The 17,341-nt window shown below is 69.4% G+C and carries 11 protein-coding genes; 7 read left to right on the top strand and 4 right to left on the bottom strand.

Going from position 1 to position 17,341, the window contains the following annotated elements; all coding sequences use genetic code 11:
* Nucleotides 1-7: 7 nt before the first annotated feature.
* Nucleotides 8-727 (top strand): TetR/AcrR family transcriptional regulator, encoded by a 720-nt coding sequence (locus ACZ6YV_RS03840; RefSeq protein WP_378239034.1) that lies wholly within the window; start codon nt 8-10, stop codon nt 725-727.
* Between the two features lie 160 nt (nt 728-887).
* Here ACZ6YV_RS03840 and ACZ6YV_RS03845 read toward each other — a convergent pair whose 3' ends face one another.
* From ACZ6YV_RS03845 to ACZ6YV_RS03855, 3 genes are all read right to left on the bottom strand, one after another.
* Nucleotides 888-1,625, bottom strand: coding sequence for a 3-oxoacyl-ACP reductase family protein (locus ACZ6YV_RS03845; RefSeq protein ID WP_465508173.1), 738 nt, complete (start codon nt 1,623-1,625; stop codon nt 888-890).
* Between the two features lie 89 nt (nt 1,626-1,714).
* Nucleotides 1,715-4,570, bottom strand: coding sequence for a leucine--tRNA ligase (gene leuS, locus ACZ6YV_RS03850; protein ID WP_465508174.1), 2,856 nt, complete (start codon nt 4,568-4,570; stop codon nt 1,715-1,717).
* 170 nt (nt 4,571-4,740) lie between these two features.
* Nucleotides 4,741-5,892, bottom strand: coding sequence for an esterase-like activity of phytase family protein (locus tag ACZ6YV_RS03855; protein ID WP_465508175.1), 1,152 nt, complete (start codon nt 5,890-5,892; stop codon nt 4,741-4,743).
* Between the two features lie 65 nt (nt 5,893-5,957).
* On the opposite strand from ACZ6YV_RS03855, the gene ACZ6YV_RS03860 reads away from it, so the two are divergent.
* The gene (locus tag ACZ6YV_RS03860; protein WP_465508176.1) at nt 5,958-6,380 is read left to right on the top strand and encodes an SdpI family protein; all 423 of its coding nucleotides are present in this window, start codon (nt 5,958-5,960) and stop codon (nt 6,378-6,380) included.
* On the opposite strand, the gene ACZ6YV_RS03865 is transcribed toward ACZ6YV_RS03860, so the two are convergent.
* Nucleotides 6,377-6,958: a YqgE/AlgH family protein gene (locus ACZ6YV_RS03865; RefSeq protein WP_378239039.1), complete on the bottom strand. Its 582-nt coding sequence runs from the start codon at nt 6,956-6,958 to the stop codon at nt 6,377-6,379. The two genes, ACZ6YV_RS03860 and ACZ6YV_RS03865, sit on opposite strands and share 4 nt — an antisense overlap.
* Before the next feature lie 209 nt (nt 6,959-7,167).
* Here ACZ6YV_RS03865 and ACZ6YV_RS03870 point away from each other — a divergent pair, with 209 nt between their 5' ends.
* From ACZ6YV_RS03870 to ACZ6YV_RS03890, 5 genes are read left to right on the top strand one after another with little or no spacing between them, the layout of a single operon-like run.
* Complete coding sequence (locus tag ACZ6YV_RS03870) at nt 7,168-8,457, top strand: MFS transporter (protein WP_465508177.1); 1,290 nt, start codon at nt 7,168-7,170, stop codon at nt 8,455-8,457.
* Nucleotides 8,458-8,512: 55 nt separating this feature from the next.
* Complete coding sequence (locus tag ACZ6YV_RS03875; RefSeq protein ID WP_465508178.1) at nt 8,513-9,127, top strand: YbaB/EbfC family nucleoid-associated protein; 615 nt, start codon at nt 8,513-8,515, stop codon at nt 9,125-9,127.
* A complete protein-coding gene (locus ACZ6YV_RS03880; RefSeq protein WP_465508179.1) occupies nt 9,127-9,456 on the top strand; it encodes a WXG100 family type VII secretion target in 330 nt (109 codons plus the stop codon). Before ACZ6YV_RS03875 ends, ACZ6YV_RS03880 begins: the two co-directional genes overlap by 1 nt.
* A 10-nt stretch (nt 9,457-9,466) precedes the next feature.
* Nucleotides 9,467-16,873, top strand: coding sequence for a WXG100-like domain-containing protein (locus ACZ6YV_RS03885; protein ID WP_465508530.1), 7,407 nt, complete (start codon nt 9,467-9,469; stop codon nt 16,871-16,873).
* Complete coding sequence (locus tag ACZ6YV_RS03890) at nt 16,870-17,337, top strand: hypothetical protein (protein WP_465508180.1); 468 nt, start codon at nt 16,870-16,872, stop codon at nt 17,335-17,337. The genes ACZ6YV_RS03885 and ACZ6YV_RS03890 overlap by 4 nt, the downstream gene beginning before the upstream one ends.
* Nucleotides 17,338-17,341 lie beyond the last annotated feature (4 nt).

Consider the following 17,341-nt stretch of genomic DNA (forward strand, 5'->3'; position numbering starts at 1 on the left):
TGCCCGGATGAACAACACCGGCCGCAGGGGTCGCGAGCGGGCCGCGACCGATCAGGACATCCGGCGGACGGCGCGGGCGCTTCTGGTCGAGCAGGGGCCGGAGGCCGTGACCCTGCGGGCGATCGCGCGCGAGCTCGGCATCACGGCGCCGGCGTTGTACCGCTACTACGGCTCGCGTGACGACTTGGTCGAGCACCTTCGGGCGGACGTCGTCGCGGATCTCGCGGCCGGGCTGGCCGAGGACATCGCGCAGCTGCCGGACGAGGGCGCGCTGCAGCTTTTCGCCATCTGCAAGGGATTCCGGCGCTGGGCGTTGACCCACACCAAGGAGTTCACGCTGGTCTTCGCCTCACCCGCGGGCGACGACACGTTGAGCAGGCTGGGCGAGCCGTTCGGGCGGATCTTCCTCGCGGCGGCGGGCCGGGTGCTCGCGATGCACGATCTGGTGACGCCGTCGAACGATGTGGTCCCCGCCGAGTTGCGCGACGATCTCACGTCGTTCCAAGGGGAATTGCTGGCCGTGCTGGGGGAGTCCGACGAGACCTTCCCGCTGGAGAAGCTCGACCTCGGCGTGACGTACCTGATGATCCAGTTCTGGGCCCGGCTCTACGGGCACGTCACGCTCGAGGTCTTCGGCAACTATCCGATCCCGTTCTCGAAACCGGACGTCCTCTTCGACGCGATGCTGGCCGATCTCGCGCGCGAGATCGGCCTGTCCACCGACTAGGCCGTGTCCTGCAAGTCATGTTCGCGGTCTTCGCGCCCAGGCGCTCCCTGACGGCACGGGCGGACCCGGCCGAGTACAACCCGGTACGAGGCCGATCCGCCCGCACCGCCAGGAACCACCTGGATCACGAAGCCCATCGAACAGACTCACAGGACGCGGCCTAGGCCGCGTGCCCGCCGTCGACAGAAACGGTCGTCGCGGTCACGTACTTGCTTTCCGGCCGTGCCAGGAACGACACGGTCGCGGCGACCTCCGACGGCGAGCCGTAGCGGTCGAACACCGTCATGCTCCGCTGGTCGGCGGCGTACGGGCCGTCGGCCGGGTTCAGGTCGGTGTCGGTCGGGCCGGGGTGGACGATGTTCACGGTGATGCCACGCGGCCCGAGTTCCCTGGCGAGGCCCTTGGTCAGGCCCAGCAGCGCGGTCTTGCTCACCGCGTACAGCGACATCCCGGGACCGGGCACGCGGTCCGAAACGCAGCTGCCGATGCTGATCACGCGCCCGCCTTCGCCGAGGTGCCGGGCCGCGGCCTGGGTGGCCACGTAGACACCGCGGACGTTGATCGCGAGCACGCGGTCGATGTCTTCCAGGCTCGTCTGGTCGAGCGGGCCGACGAAGCCGACGCCCGCGTTGTTGACCAGCACGTCGAGCCTGCCGAACTCGGCGACCGTCGTTTCGACGGCCGAAGAGATCGCGGCCGCGTCGGCGCTGTCGGCCTGGACAGCCAGTGCCCGGCGGCCGAGCGCCTTGATCTTGTCCACGACACCGGCCGCGAGTCCGGCGTTGTTCTGGTAGGTGAGAGCGACGTCGGCGCCGTCCTCGGCGAGCCGGATCGCCGTGGCGGCACCGATCCCGCGGCTGCCGCCGGTCACCAAAGCCACCTTGCCGTCGAGGGTCATGCGGTGTTCTCCATTCGATTTCGTTGTCCTTGAACAACTCCATCGAATCGCCTCATGACCCTCGACGCTGGCGCCTTTCGGCCACCTAGCTACAGCACGATGTTGACCAAGCGCCCCGGCACCACGATCACCTTGCGCGGGGTGCCGTCGCCGACCAGCGCGGCGACCTTCTCGTCGGCCAGCGCGGCCGCCTGCACGGCGTCCTTGTCCGCGTCGGCGGGCACGGTGATCCGCGAACGCACCTTGCCGTTGACCTGGATCGGGTACTCCACGGAGTCCTCGACCAGGTACTTCTCGTCGACGACCGGGAACGGCCCGTGCACCAGGGAATCCGCGTGGCCCAGGCGCTTCCACAGCTCCTCGGTCAGGTGCGGGGCCAGTGGCGCCAGCATCAGCACCAGCCCTTCCACCAGTTCGCGCGGGGTCGCCTCGGTGCCGCCGTAGGTCTTGGTGACGTAGTTGTTCAGCTCGATCAGCTTCGCGCCCGCCGTGTTGAACCGCAGTTCCGCGTAGTCCTCGCGGACCCCGGCGATCGCCTTGTGCAGCTGCTTGCGGTCGGCATCTGTCGCGTCCACAGTGGACACACGCAGCTCGCCGGACTCCTCGTCGACGACCAGGCGCCACAGTCGCTGCAAGAACCGCTGCGCGCCGACGACGTCCTTGGTCGCCCACGGCCGCGAGACGTCCAGCGGACCCATCGACATCTCGTAGAAGCGGAAGGTGTCGGCGCCGTAGTCGGCGGCCATCTGGTCAGGCGTCACGACATTCTTCAGGCTCTTGCCCATTTTGCCGTATTCCTGCTTGACCTCTTCTTCGCCGAAGAAGAACTTGCCGTCCCGCTCCTCGACCTGATCGGCCTGGACGTAGACACCGCGGGCGTCCGTGTAGGCGTAGGCCTGGACATAACCCTGGTTGAACAGCTTCCGGTACGGCTCCGCGGACGTGACGTGGCCCAGGTCGAACAGCACCTTGTGCCAGAACCGCGAGTACAGCAGGTGCAGCACGGCGTGCTCGACACCGCCGACGTACAGGTCCGTGCCGCCAGGGTCGTCGACGCCGTGCTCGGCGGGACGCGGACCGACCCAGTAGGCCTCGTTCTCCGGCGCCACGAACACGTCGGGGTTGGTCGGGTCCAGGTACCGCAGCTGATACCAGCAGGAACCCGCCCAGTTCGGCATCGTGTTGATGTCGCGGCGATAGGTCTTCTCGCCGTCGCCCAGATCCAGCTCGACCTCGACCCAGTCGGTGGCGCGGGCCAGCGGCGAGGACGGCGTGCTGTCCTTGTCCTCCGGGTCGAAGGTCACCGGCGAGTAGTCGGCGACCTCGGGCAGCTCGACCGGCAGCATGCTGTCCGGCAGCGGGTGGATCTGCCCGTCCTCGTCGTAGACGACCGGGAACGGTTCGCCCCAGTAACGCTGACGTGAGAACAGCCAGTCGCGCAGCTTGTACTGGACGGTGCCGCGGCCATGGCCGTGCTCTTCCAGCCAGCCGATGGTCGTCTTCTTGGCCTCGTCGACGACCATGCCATCCAAGAAGCCCGAATTGATCGCGGGCCCGTCGCCGGTGAACGCCTTGCCGTCGAAGCCTTCCGACGGCTGGACGGTGCGGATGATCTCCAGGCCGAACTTCTCGGCGAACTCCCAGTCACGAGTGTCTTGGCCGGGTACTGCCATGATCGCGCCGGTGCCGTAGCCCATCAGCACGTAGTCGGCGACGAAGATCGGGATTTCCTTGCCATTGGCCGGGTTCACCGCGTAGGAGCCGGTGAAGACGCCGGTCTTCTCCTTGTTCTCCTGACGGTCCAATTCGGACTTCCGCGCCGCGGCGGCGCGGTAGGCGGCGATGGCTTCGGCCGGGGTGGCGGCTTCGCCGGTCCACCTGGCGTCGACGCCTTCCGGCCAGGTGGCGGCGGTCAGCTCGTCGACCAGGGTGTGCTCGGGCGCGACCACCAGATAGGTGGCGCCGAACAGGGTGTCCGGACGGGTGGTGAAGACCTCGATCTTCTGCTCACCGGACACGAAAGAGACGCGCGCGCCGTGCGAACGGCCGATCCAGTGCCGCTGCATGGATTTGACCTTTTCCGGCCAGTCCAGCAGGTCCAGGTCGTCGACCAGGCGATCGGCGTAGGCGGTGATGCGCATCATCCACTGGCGCAGATTGCGCCGGAACACCGGGAAGTTGCCGCGCTCGCTGCGGCCGTCGGAGGTGACCTCCTCGTTCGACAGCACCGTGCCCAGACCCGGGCACCAGTTCACCGGCGCTTCGGACAGATAGACCAGGCGATGCGTATCGATGATCTTCAGCTGCTCGGCACGAGTCAGCTCACACCAGTCGCGGCCGTCCGGAGTGGCGCGCTTGTCCTGCGCGTACTCGGTTTCCAGCTCGACGATCGGGCGGGCCTTCCCCGCCTTCTCGTCGTACCAGGAGTTGAAGATCTGCAGGAAGATCCACTGGGTCCACTTGTAGTAGTCCGGGTCGATGGTGGAAATCCGGCGACGCTCGTCGTGCCCCAGGCCCAGGCGCCGGATCTGGCGCAGATAGGTCTGCATGTTCTCTTCGGTGGTCTTGCGCGGGTGCTGCCCGGTCTGGACCGCGTACTGCTCCGCGGGCAGGCCGAAGGCGTCGAAGCCCATCGTGTGCAGCACGTTCCGGCCGATCATGCGGTGGTACCGCGCGAAGACGTCGGTCGCGATGAAGCCCAGCGGGTGCCCGACGTGCAGGCCGGCGCCCGACGGGTACGGGAACATGTCCTGGACGAACAGCTTGTCGGACGGGACAGACGAACCACTGTCGCTCTCGTCCGCGAGCGGGCCGACCGGGTTCGGTGCGTGGTAGGTGCCGTGGTCGGACCAGTAGTCCTGCCAGTGCTGCTCGATCTGGCCCGCCAGCTCCGCGGTGTAGCGGTGCTGAGGGGCCGAGTCGGCGCCTTCGCTCGCCTGGTTCATCGCCGAAATCCTCCGTGCTCATCCACGTCAAGCCACTCCAGAAACAACTCGACCCCTCAGCCCGGAGGGCATGAGGGGTCGCCGCGCTGGTCCCGGCCGATCGGCCGAGTTCAGCGCGGCAGGCTAAGGAGCAGCCGAGCCGTGTCCATGAGTCCAGTTTAACCCGCTGGTCAAAGCCGTTCCGAGGGGACCGCCAGAGCGATGAACTGGGTCACCTGGGTCGCGGAGAAGTTGTTGTCGCTGACCAGCACCAGACTGCGCTCGCCGCCGGGCAGGCGCGGGCCCCAGGTCATCCCCTCGACGTTGTCCACAGTGGACAACTTGAAGTCCGCCAGGTCCGCGAGCAGGCGCTTCTTGACCGGTTTGACCTTCTCGGCCCCGCCGAGTGAAGGGATCTTCGCGACGTTCGTGGCGCCCTTGGTGTCGATCTCGTAGATGCGGATCTTGTTGCCGACGCCGGTGACGAACGCGCGCTCCATCACCAGGTAGCGGGTCGGATCGGCCTGGTCGACGGCCAGCAGCGACGAGACGCCGGTGGTCGCGAAACCGCCGGGCGGGTTCGGGGCCGCGAAGACCTTCTCCTGCGGGTACGCGTACTGCGCGAGGATCGGCCCGAAACGCGACTGCAGGGTGATGCGCGAGAGGCCACCGGACGTGGTGGTCGGCTCAGGGCCGTCCTGCAGCAGCGGGCCTTCGACCGAACTGGCGATCAGAGAGCCGAAACCGGCGAAGGTGATGCCTTCGAGGGCGAGATTCTGCCGCGGTCCCGCCTTCTCGGTCATCTTCTCGTTGGCGGGGATCGGCAGGTCGCGGACGTAGGAGCCGTCGCGCTTCGCCTCGCGGATCGACGGGTCGATCCGGGCCGCAGCCGATCGCTCGCCCTCCTGCGACCAGAGGTACTGGCCGGTCCAGGGGTCGACGCGCAGCTCTTCGGGGTCGATGGTCTGCATGTTCGGCGGCTGCGCCGGGTCGTTCTTCGCGAGCGGCGGGTACGGCGTGCCGTCGGGACGCAGGAGCGGCTTGGTGCCGGTGAAGGTGACCGGGCCGAGTCCCTTGGCGTCGAGGGTGAACTTCGCCGTGTAGAACCGCGCCGGGTTGATGGCGGACCGGTCGTCGCAGATCAGCGCGTACTCACCGGTGCGGTGGTCGTAGTCGATGCTGGACAGGCCGCCGACGATCGTGCCCTCGTAGGGCAGGAAGTTCGGGACGAGCTGTTCCCCGATGAGGCGAAGCGGACGGTGACCCGCTTCGGCGGCTGGTGCCGCCATCAGGGTGAGCGGAAGGGCCCCGATCAGGGCGACAGTGAGAGCGCGGCGTGACATGGCCTGTAGCACAGTCCATCAGGGTATCCGGCAGGTTGCCGGGACGTCACGCTTATCCTCGTGGAGTGTTCGTCATAGCGCTGGTCCCGATCGTGCTGGGTGTCCTCGTCGGCTGGGGTGGCTTCCTCGGTCTACGCGAGAAGCTGCCGCGTGACCGCGGTGCGGGCGTGCGCACCACCGCGACCATGCGCAGCGAGGACGCCTTCCGCCTCGGCAACAAGGTCGCGGGGCTCCCGACGCTGGCAGGCGGCGTGATCGCCGTGCTCGCGGGTGCCGCCGGACTGCTCATGCCGACGACGGCCGGGCTCGTCCTGGCCTCGGTCGTGGGCGTGGTCGGGATGATCGCGCTGGTCGCGGCCGGGGGAGTCCTCGGCAACCGCGCCGCCGCGACGGTCCCCGAGCCCGAACCGGAGCGGCCCGCCGGCTGCAGTGGCTGCGCCTGCGGCACCTGCGGCGTCTTCAAGAAGGCCGACACCGCCACCGCCTAATTGCGCTGGAGGTCTCCCGGGTGGGTGGCCAGCAGCGCCAGCGGGATGCCCTGACGGCGCAGCACCTGACCCCAGAGGTCGTGCTGCGGCGAAGCGAGGACATCGCTGGGCAGCGCCGGGACGATCAGCCAGTCGTCGCGTTCGATCTCGTTCGCCAGCTGGCCCGAGTCCCAGCCCGCGTACCCGGCGAAGACCCGCACACCGCGGACCTTCGGCACCAGGGCCTCGGGATCGGTGTCGAGGTCGACCAGCGCGACCGGACCGCGGACGGCGATCACGCCGGGCACGCTCGACGCCGTCTCGCCGGTCCGCAGCGCGGCCAGGCACAACGCCGTCTTCTTCTCCACCGGACCGCCGACGAACACCGACTGCGGTTCGGCGACGTGCCCGCCCCAGTTCGGGAGCACGTCGTACACCGGGACGTCACTCGGCCGGTTGAGCACGACGCCGAGCGTTCCCTCGTCCCGGTGATCGATGACGAACACGACGGTCCGCCGGAAGTTGGGATCGAACATCGTGGGGGCGGCGACCAGGAGCGTTCCCGGTTCGACCTCGGCGTCCGCTGGCACGTCCGCCATGATCCCACTTCGAGTGGAGACAAATCGTCCGGCCAGGGAACAACAGCATCACGAGCACCGTTGGACACATCGGGTCGGTGCGCTTTCCGTGTCCCCCGGGCTCACTGAAGAACCGCCTTTGTGGAATACCGTCCGGCTGGAGCCACACTGCGCATAGCCGCCGAGAGGCGACCCTAAAGCGCACCGACCTCCTTCTTTAGGCTTCGGCTGTGACCACCAGGGCGTTCGTCCGCGATCGTGACTTCCGCCGTCTGCTGTTCACGCGGTTCTCCGCGCACTGGGGCAACGGCATGTACCAGGCCGGACTGGCCGGAGCCGTCCTCTTCAACCCCGAACGCGCCGCCGACGCGCTCGCCATGGCGGGCGGATTCGCGGCGCTGCTGCTGCCTTATTCGGTCGTCGGGCCGTTCGCGGGCGCGCTGCTCGACCGCTGGGACCGCCGGAAAGTCCTGATCTTCGCGAGCCTCCTGCGCTCCCTCACCATCCTCGCGACGGCCGTCGCCGTGGGCACGGGAGCGGCGGGGATCGGGCTGTTCTCCCTGGCACTGGCGTCCGAAGGCATCTCCCGGTTCATCGGCTCCGGCCTGTCCGCGTCGCTGCCGCACGTCGTCGAGGAAAAGTCCGTGGTCGCCGCGAACGCCTTCGCGGCGACGTGGGGTTCGGTGCTCGCTGTCGTCGGCGGCGGCTGCGCGATCGGTCTCCGGGAACTGACCGGCGCCGACGACGCCGGTTCCGCGTGGGTCACCGCCGTCGCCGCGCTGGGCGGGATCGGCGCCGCGGCGCTCGCTTCGGGGTTCAAGCGCGGGCTGCTCGGGCCGTCGACGGTCGACGAGCCGTCGAACGCCGTCCTCGCCGTCGCCCGCGGCCTGTCCGACGGTGCGAAGGCGGCCTGGCGCACGCCCAGTGTCACGGCCGGGTTCGTCGCGCTGTTCGCCCATCGTGCGTCGTTCGGGATCTCGCTGCTGGTGACCGTGCTGCTGATGCGCAATCACTTCACCGACGCGGGGATCTTCCGCGCCGGGATGGCGGGACTGGGCCGGATGGCGGCGTTCGCCGGAGCCGGGATCCTGGTCGCCGGGCTGCTGACCGCCCGGCTGATCCGGCTGTTCGGCCGGCTCCGTGTCGTGCTGGGCGCGCTGGTGCTGGCGGCGGTCGCGCAGTCCGCGCTCGGGCTGCCGATGGTGGTCCCGACGGCGTTGCTCGCGGCGTTCCTGGTGACCGGCGCCGGACAGGTGCTGAAGCTCTGTGTCGATTCGTCTGTGCAGCTCGACGTCGCCGACGAGGTGCGAGGACGGGTCTTCTCGCTCTACGACACGCTGTTCAACATCACCCAGGTCGCCGCGGTCTCGCTGGCGGCGACGGTGATCCCGGACGACGGCCGTTCGCCGGGATTGCTGATCGCGGCCACCGTCCTCTACCTGGCGGGCGCCGCCGGTCACCTCCTCGCGGTGCGAAAACGAAGAACCGGTGATACGGCGCAGGCGTTGGCATTAGGGTGACGCCTACCGACACCGGGTGGCGTATGCCCGGGATCCAGCACTCGCGGGGGCTCAAGTGACGACGGCCGGCGACGACAGCGCACGCCTCGAAGCGCGCAATGCCGCCATGAAGGACCAGGTCGACACGCTGCTCGAACAGTTCGAGCGCCAGACGGCCCAGCTCCGCGACGCGCAGGAAGCCGCTTCGCAGACGTCCGCGACAGTGGTCTCGCAGGACGGTCTCGTCCGCGCCACCATCGACGCGACAGGCACCCTCGCGAAACTCGAGATCCAGCCGAACGCCTTCGAGCGCACCAATCCCGCGCAGCTGGCCAACACCGTGCTGACCCTGGTGCGCCAGGGATCACTGCAGGTCAAGCAGCAGGTCGCCGAGCTGATGGCCCCGATCACCGAAGGCCTGCCGGACCTTTCGGACCTCCTCGAAGGCGCTCCTTCGCTGCAGGGTCTGATGCCGGCGATCCCCGACTTCCTCGCCGAAGAGGAGGAGCCGGACGCGCCGAAGAAGTCCGACGAAGACTTCGAAGACCCGCTGCTGCGCAAGGACGACGCCCCGCCGCCTCCTCCCGCCGCTGCCCCGCCCGCGCCGAAACCGATTCCCAAACGGGTGCGTCAGACGCAGGACGACGATGAGGAAGAGCCGCCTTCGAGCTGGCTGACCAGGGGGGTCTGATGCCGAACGGTGGGGGCGGAGGCGGTTTCACCGCTGATCCGGACGCGGTCAAGACGGCCGCGGCCAAGCTGGGGCTCGCCGCGGATCAACTGGACGACGCGGGCAAGGAACTGATGGCCGCGATCAACTCGCTCGGCCAGTGCTGGGGCGGTGACGACGCCGGCAAGGAGTTCGCGAAGGACTACGAGCCGGGCGCGAAGGGTTCGTCCGAGGGGTTCGCGAACATCGTCGAGGCGCTGCGCGGCATGCAGCACAACGTCGAACGGTCCATGACCGCGTTCACGAACGCCGAGGAAGAGATCAAGACGACGCTGGACAAGAAGGTCTAGCGCCGTGGGTATGGAGATGCCCGACGCGGTCAAGTGGCTCTTGCCGATCGTCGTCGGGGAAAGCTGGCCCGAAGGCGACGAGGACAAGCTCCGCGAACTGCGCGACGCCTGGCACAACGCCTCGAAGGCCGTGCAGCCGATCGCCGACACCGCGACCAAGGGCGCCACCGAGGTCCTCGGCGGCTGGACCGGCGAGGGCGCGGAGAAGTTCGCCGAAGCCTGGAAGAAGTTCGTCGAGGGCGACGAGGCGTACTTCAAGTCGCTCGCCGATTCTTCGAAGGCGCTCGGCGACTCGTGCAACGCGACCGCGCTGGACGTCGAGTACACGAAGTACATGATCATCATCTCGCTGGTGATCCTCGCCGCGCAGATCGTCGCGATGATCGCGGCCGCCGCGGTGACGTTCGGCGGTTCGACGGCCGGGATCGCGCCGGCGCAGATCGCCACCCGCATGACCGTCCAGATGATCTTCCGGCAGCTGATGCAGAAGCTCGCGCAGGAAGGCTTCAAGAAGGTCGCGAAGGAACTCCTCGAGAAACTCCTCAAAGAGGGCCTGAAGAAGATCGGCAAGGAGGTCCTGCAGAACACGGCGATGAACCTCGCCATGGACGCGGGCATCCAGGGCCTCCAGATGGCCAAGGGCGACCGCGACAGCTGGGACCTCGGCAAGACCAAGGATTCCGCGATCAGCGGCGCCGTCGACGGGGTCGTCGGCGCGGGCAGCAGCAGTATCGGCAAGGGCGCCACCAAGGGACTTTCCGACAGCGTGGGCGGCCAGATCGTCGACAGCGCGGCACGGGGTGCCGTGCGCGGCGCGGCCGAGGGCGTCGCCAGCACTGTCGGACAGGCCGCCGTCACCGGTGACCTGGACAAGCTTTCGGCCAAGGACGTCCTGATGGGCGCTTCCGGCGGGGCCGTCGGCGGCGGGGTCGACGGGGCGAAGAGCCAGATCGGCGACATCCGCACCGCGAACACGCCGAGCGCCACGCCGGACGTCGATGGTCCCCCGACGCCGGATGGGGACTCCGGGGATTCCGGGACGCCTTCGCGCTCTTCTGGTTCTTCGGATTCTTCTTCGGACTCGGGTTCTTCTTCGAGTCCCGACTCTTCTTCCAGCCGCGATTCGTCCTCTGATGGCGATTCCTCGGCGCGGGGTTCGTCCGAGCCTTCGGCCGGGTCGCAGCCGCGCTCGGAGGGTGGGGGCCAGGCTCCTCAACAGGCTTCACAGCAGCACACGCCGAGCTCTGACGACGGCCCGCCGCAGCGGGCGGCGGACAGTGACCGGGTCAGCCAGTCTTCGGCGCAGGCTCCGGAACGTCCGGCGGACGCCCCGGCGAACACCGGCGACGGTCAGCGCGCGGCGCAGACGCCCCACAACGCTCCGGCTGCGGCCGCGGACAACGGCGCCGGTCAGCAACAGCAGGCCAATCAGCAGGCACCCGCGGCGGCCAATCAGCAGCAGGCACCCGCCGCGGCGGCACAGGCACCGGCGCAGACACCCGCGGCGAGCTCCGCCCAGGCACCTGCGGCGAGCCCTGCCCAGGCACCTGCGGCGAGCCCTGCCCAGACACCGGCGTCGAGTCCGTCGCAGGGACCCTCGTCGAGCCCGTCGCAGGGGTCGAGCCCGGCGCCTGGTCCGTCGCAGTCCAGCGGGATGCCGCCCGCCGCCTCCTCCGGCGCGCCTTCCTCGTCGGGTGGCGCGCCTGCCTCGACCGGTTCGGGCGGGTACGGCATGGCGCCGAACTCGGGTTCGGGCACGCCCGGCTCGTCGGGCGGCTATGGCATGGGGCCCGGCGGCAATCCGTCGGGCAACGGGCCCGCACCTGGCGGTTTCCCCCCGGGCGGGCACGATCCGTCTCGGCCGGGACGGCCGAATGACAGCGTCCAGGCCGCCGGTCTGTCCGGCAACGGCGGACCGCAGCAGCCGCGTTTCGACCAGCAGCCCGCCCAGATGCCGTTCCAGGGCCAGCCGATGCAGCAGGGCCCGCAGGGTGGTTTCGCGCCTCCTCCGCCGCCGCCCAGTGGCGGCGGTGGCCCGATGTCGCCCCGGGGACCGCAGGGTCCGATGGGCCCGCGTCCCACCGGACCGCAAGCGCCCCCGCCCCAGCACCCGGGCCAGGGCGGATATCCGCAGGACCGCGGGCCGCGTCAGCGTCCCCAGCAGCCGCCGCAGGGCCCGCCGCCCCAAGGTCCGCCGCCGCAGGGGCCGCACGGCCAGCCGCGGCCTCAGCAGGGACCGCCCCAGGGTTATCAGGGAAGGCCGCCGCAGGGTCCCGGTCCGAACGGTGGTGTCCCGCCGCGTCCGCAGACACCTCCGCCGCCTGGGCAGCACCCTGGCCAGCAGCGGGGCCCAGCGGGCTATCCGCAGCGTCCTCAGCATCCGGGCAACGGCCCGTTCCCCGGCAACCGCGGTCCCGTGCCGCCGCCTCCGCCCGGCCACCACCCCGGTCAGCAGGGTCAGCCTCGGCACCCGGGTCAGCAGCCCGGCCGTCCGATGCCGCCCGGTGCCGAGCCGCCGCGCTTCGGTGGCCCGCAGCCGCAACGTCCGCCGCAGGTCCCCGCGCCGCGTCCTGGCCAGGACGGGCACGCGGGCCCGCAGGACCGCACCCCTCAGGACCGGACGCAGCAGCCGCAGCGTCCGCCGCAGCAGCCTGCCCCGGTGCGGCCCGCGGAGCAGGCACCGCAGCAGACACCCCAGGACCACGGCGGCAGCCTGCCCAAGGACACCGAGCTGCCCAAGGACGTCGAGGCCCCCAAGGACACCGACGCCCCGCACGACACCGAGGCGCCCCAGGACGTCACGCCCGACGACAAGACCACCGACGACATCGATTCGAGGGTCGACGAGCCGTACCTGACGGATCCGGACTTCCACACGGACGATCCCGCGGCTTACCGCGCGCTCGCCGAAACGCAGATCGACAAGCGTGGTTTCGACGCCTCGACCGGGGAGTCCCGGAGCGAACAGGTCCGTCGCGAAGGTCTGGCCAAGCGTGACGCGCACGAAGACCAGCGCGTCAAGGACATGTCGGATCAGGGCGCGTACGCGGTGCACAGCTACACGCGGACCGACATGGCCGAGCGGATCACCCACGCCCAGCGTCACGGCGGCCCGGAGCTGGAGGCGCTCCGGCCGCATATCGAGGCGATCACCTCCGGCCTCAACGAGATCCCCGCGTACGAGGGCGTCGTCTCGCGGCGGGTGAACTTCCACGGCAACGAGAGCGCGCTCCAGGGCTTCCTCGCGGCGCACGCCGAGGGGCGGGTCATCGTCGACCCGCAGATGCTGAGCGCGTCGCGGGTCACCGCCGATCATCCGCGCAGCACCTTCGCCGGTGAAGTCGAGATGCGCATCCAGTCGAAGACCGGACGCCACATTGAAGACCTCGCTTCCCGGAAAGACGAGCGCGAAGTGCTGATGAAGTCGGCGACGCAGCTTCGCGTCACCGGCGTCGACAAGGGGCCGGGACATCCCGATCACCCCGAGTACGCGGCGCGGGTCGCGGACGGCTCGGCGAGCAGCCTGCCGAAGTGGGTCGTCGAATGCGAAGAGGTCGTCGCCGGCGACGACGGCCACCTGACCTCGGAGCAGGTCCAGGAGAAGGTCGCCGAGCGGCGCGAACACAACAACGCCGAGCGGGACAGGCTGGCCCAGGAAGAGGCCGACCGCGACGCCCAGCTGCGCCGCGACCACCCGGAACTGTTCCAGAACAAGGGCCTCGACGGCTTCGGCACCAAGATCTCCGACGGCAAGGGCGGCTGGATCGACGCCGCCGACGTCCCGGTCCGGGAAGTCGTCAAGCCAAGGGAACACACTCCCGACGGCGGCTGGTCCGAGCTGGCGAAGCCGCTCGACGAAGGCGGGCCGCCGGTCATCCACGCCGGTTCGGCCGAGACGCCGCATCAGCAGGTCCGGCTGGTCATGGACGAGCTTCCCGCGATCGGCGAGGCCAACACCCGCAACTACTACGCGCCCGAATCGTGGAAGGACGGCTTCCAGACCAACTCGGCCGAGGCCCTGGTCGCTTTCGAGAACCGGATGGACGGTGGCGACGCCGTCGCCGGGCCGTCGACCAGCGGCTCTCCGCTGCAGCACGTCAGCGACCGGCTCGGCGGGCAGTGGTCTGATCGCAACGGCTTCGGCGACATCGCCCGTGAGCTGGGCGAACGTCCGGTCGGCGCGCGGACCGCGGTGGCGTTCGAGCATCACGCCGCCGCCGAACCGAACGCGCCGACGGGCTCGCCGCGATCCATGGACCGGATCGAGACCCGGATCGTCGCCGCGGTGAACACGCCGCACGGCGTGGTGTTCGCCGACCCGATGACCGGGCGGCTCGCGACGCTGCCCGACAATCCGACGTCGATCAAGGCGATGCCGATGGGCGGCGGCGACGCACCGCACGCCCACACCCCGGAAGCGCCGGAAGCACCTCAACGGGCGCACACCGAAACCCAAACCGAGACAACACACACCGAAACGCCGCCCGAGACCCACGCCGAGGCACCGCCCCGGTCGGCGGCCGACCGACTGCGCGGCGACGATGAGCCGCCACCGGTGGACCGGCCCGACGAGCAGCAGGCGCCCAAGACCGAAGCCGACATCAGCGAGCGGCTCAAGGGCACCGAAGAGGCACCCGCGCGGCACGACGAAAGTTACGTCGACGACGAGAACTTCCGTGGTACGCCGGAGGATCACAAGAGCCTTCGTGACCGTTACGACAACGCCGATCAGGCCGAGCAGGCCCGCGACAAGGCGCAAAGGCGGCTCGAAGCCAGCCCGCTGAAGGACCGCGTCTCGCCCGAAGCCGCGGAAGCGATCTACTCGTACTCGCGCGAACACGCCTTCGCGATCAACGAGGCGAACCGCCGAGGCGAGGCGCACCCCGACTTCGAGAACGCCCAGCGCAGCACCCGGGCGATCGTCGGCGCGCTGAACGAGCTGCCGGACTTCCACGGCGAGGCCATCCGCGGCATCGACACCAAGGGCGACATGCGCGCCGCCGGGATGATGGCCGCGCACTACGAACCCGGCCAGACCGTCCCCGAACCGACGATGACCAGCTCCACCATCAAGACGTCGCCGGACACGAAGTCGAAGTTCGGCGAAGACGTCGAGATCCACATCGTCTCGAAGACGGGCAAGGACGTTTCGTCGCTCGCCGAGAACCCGGGCGAGAACGAAGCGATCAACAAGCCGAAGACCCAGCTTTACGTCCACAGCAAGGAGTTCAAGACTCCGCCGCTGGTCGACCGTCCGAAGTGGGTCATCCACGCCGAAGAGGTCACCCCCGGCGACCCGCGCTACCTCGACCCCGAGGCCGCCAAGCAGAAGATGGACGAGCGGAGGGCCCGGCACGCCGCGGAGGCGCCCGAACTCGCCCGTCTCGCCCAGGAACGGTCGATGGCGCGCCTCGGCGGCTTCGACGAGCCGCAGACCCCGCACCTCACCACGGAGAACCCGGCCGACCACGGGGTCGCGGACGCCGACAAGGGACCGGAGTACGGCGAGCAGCCCGCTCAGGACCACAGCGCCACCGACGACACGGCGGAGCTGCCGGCCCCCGAACGGGACTACTCGTCGATGGCGGTCGCGACGAACCCGCCGAGCGAACCGGCCATCCACGCCGGTTCGGCGAGCCCCGCGCAGCAGGCCGCGTACCTCGCCGACAGGCATCCGCGGCTCGGCGAGGTCAACCCGCACTTCAACGACCCCGACGCGCTGGCGAACGGCTACCGGTCCAACTGCACCCGCACCCCGGGCGCCTACATGGACCGGATGAACGGCATCGATTCGACGGCCGACCCGCTGCTCGTGCACGAGATGGACAGCCGGGGCACGCTGGAGCACGTCGAGGAGCGGTTCGGCGGCCAGTTCTCCGACCGCGCCGACTACGACGCCGTCATCCGCGAGATGCGGGACATGCCGACCGATCACCACGCGGTCGTGGCGGTGAAGTACCTCGACGAGAACGGCGTCGAACGCGGCCACGTCGCGATGGTGGCGAACACGCGGGACGGCGTCGCGTTCATCGACCCGCAGTCGGGTGCGCTGATGAACCTGCCGCATCCGCCGCTGGGGGTGAGGCTGATGCACGTCGGTGTCCCGGAGGGCCCGGCCGCGCAGCACACCGACGGGCACACGACGCAGACGGAAGCGGCCGCGACGCGGCCTGCCGACCCGAGGATCGCGTTCGCGCGGCCGGATCAGCCGGTGGACCCGCGCATCGCGTTCGCCAGGGAAGACGCGCCCGAGGTGCAGCCGTCGCGGATCGGCCCGGACGGCCGTCCGATCGTTTCGCCGCCGCGCGACGCGGGCTACGGCATGGCGCACGACGAGCCGTCTCACCACGGGGACCGGGCCGAGGCCGAACGGTTCCTGAACGATCCCGAGGTCGCGGCCGCGGTGGACGGGCTGGACCCGGACCTCAAGCGAGCCGTTCACGAGGACGAAAACGGGGTCAAGCACGACGTCGGGCCGATGCGGGACTTCATCCGCGAGCATCTGCCGGCGCATCCGGAACTCGTCCGGCTGATGGAGCACCCGGACAACGCGTACCTGCGGGCCTCGCTGCTGAACAACCCGATGACCATCGGCAGCCTGCTGCTGCATCCGGAAGCCATCCCGATCCTCGAAGACGCTCTGCGTGACGTCGAGGAACGCGGCTACCAGCTGATCGACGACGTCCACCAGGAAGGACCCGGCGACACTCCGCTGACGCAGGAGCAGCGGGACATCGCGAACGAGGCGGCGGCCATCGCCGCCGAGGTGGAACCAGGCGATCGGTACCACGCCGGATTCGATCGCGAGGACAAGGGCGATCCCGTGAAGATCCAGGAGTTCCTGGACGCCGAGCGGCAGGCGTGGCCGCGGAACCAGGGCGACCTCAACCGGATCGCCGAACGGATCGCGGCGGAGAACAACGGTGACTCGTCGGGCCGCCCGGGCCCGAAGGACGACGACCGCGCGAAGGCGAAGATCGCGGGCTACGAAGGCGACGCGTCGAAACTCACCGACCTGGCGGGGGTGAAGATCCAGTTCGACACGCTGGCCGACGTCTACAACGCGCTGAACGCGGTGATGGCCGATCCGGATCTCGAGATCGTCAGCTTCGACGACCGGTTCGCGAATCCGCAGGACAGCGGGTACCGCGATCTGCAGATGAACGTCCGGCTGCCGAACGGGCACGTCGCCGAACTGCGGCTGCACCTGAGGCACATCGACACCGTCTCGGCCTACGAACACGCTCTTTACGAGGTCCGCCGCGACTTCCCGACCTACAACCGGACACTGGACGAGAACAACAAGAAGAAGTTGTCCCCGGAACAGGCTCTGCTGGAAGCCGCCTTGATGGACCGGGTCCGGGAGAAGTTCATGGCCGGTCTCCGCAAGGGCCTGCCGCCTGAGGAGAACACGTGATCCAGACACCGTCCTTCTACACCTACTTCGGGAAGACCTACCGCATCGAGTCGACTCCCGACGGAGGCTTGACCGGCTACCTCCTCAACCCGCGCACCGGCGAGTTCGACGAGAAGCCGGAACACGTGCGCGAGGTCATGTGGGCGATGGCGAGTTCGGACATCAGCAAGGTGACCGAAGAGAAGTTCGTCCAGGAGACCGAGCGTGCCCGTGCGTACGAACTCAAAGGTGCCGGGCCGATCTTCGCGCTTTACGAGACCATCGACGGCCTGTACGCGCAGGCCAAGCGCGAAAACCGCCGCCTGCGGCCGGAGGAATCCGCCTTGATGCGGTCGCTGCGCAAGCGCACCTTCAAGATGTGGGAGGACGAGCTGGCCCGCCGCGCCGCCGGTGAGCCGCCGTCGTTCCGGGCGGAGCCGCGTTTCCCGGGATACGAACCACCGGAGGAAGGGGTCTCGGAATGAGCCC

It is taken from the genome of Amycolatopsis sp. NPDC102522, from assembly GCF_055584485.1.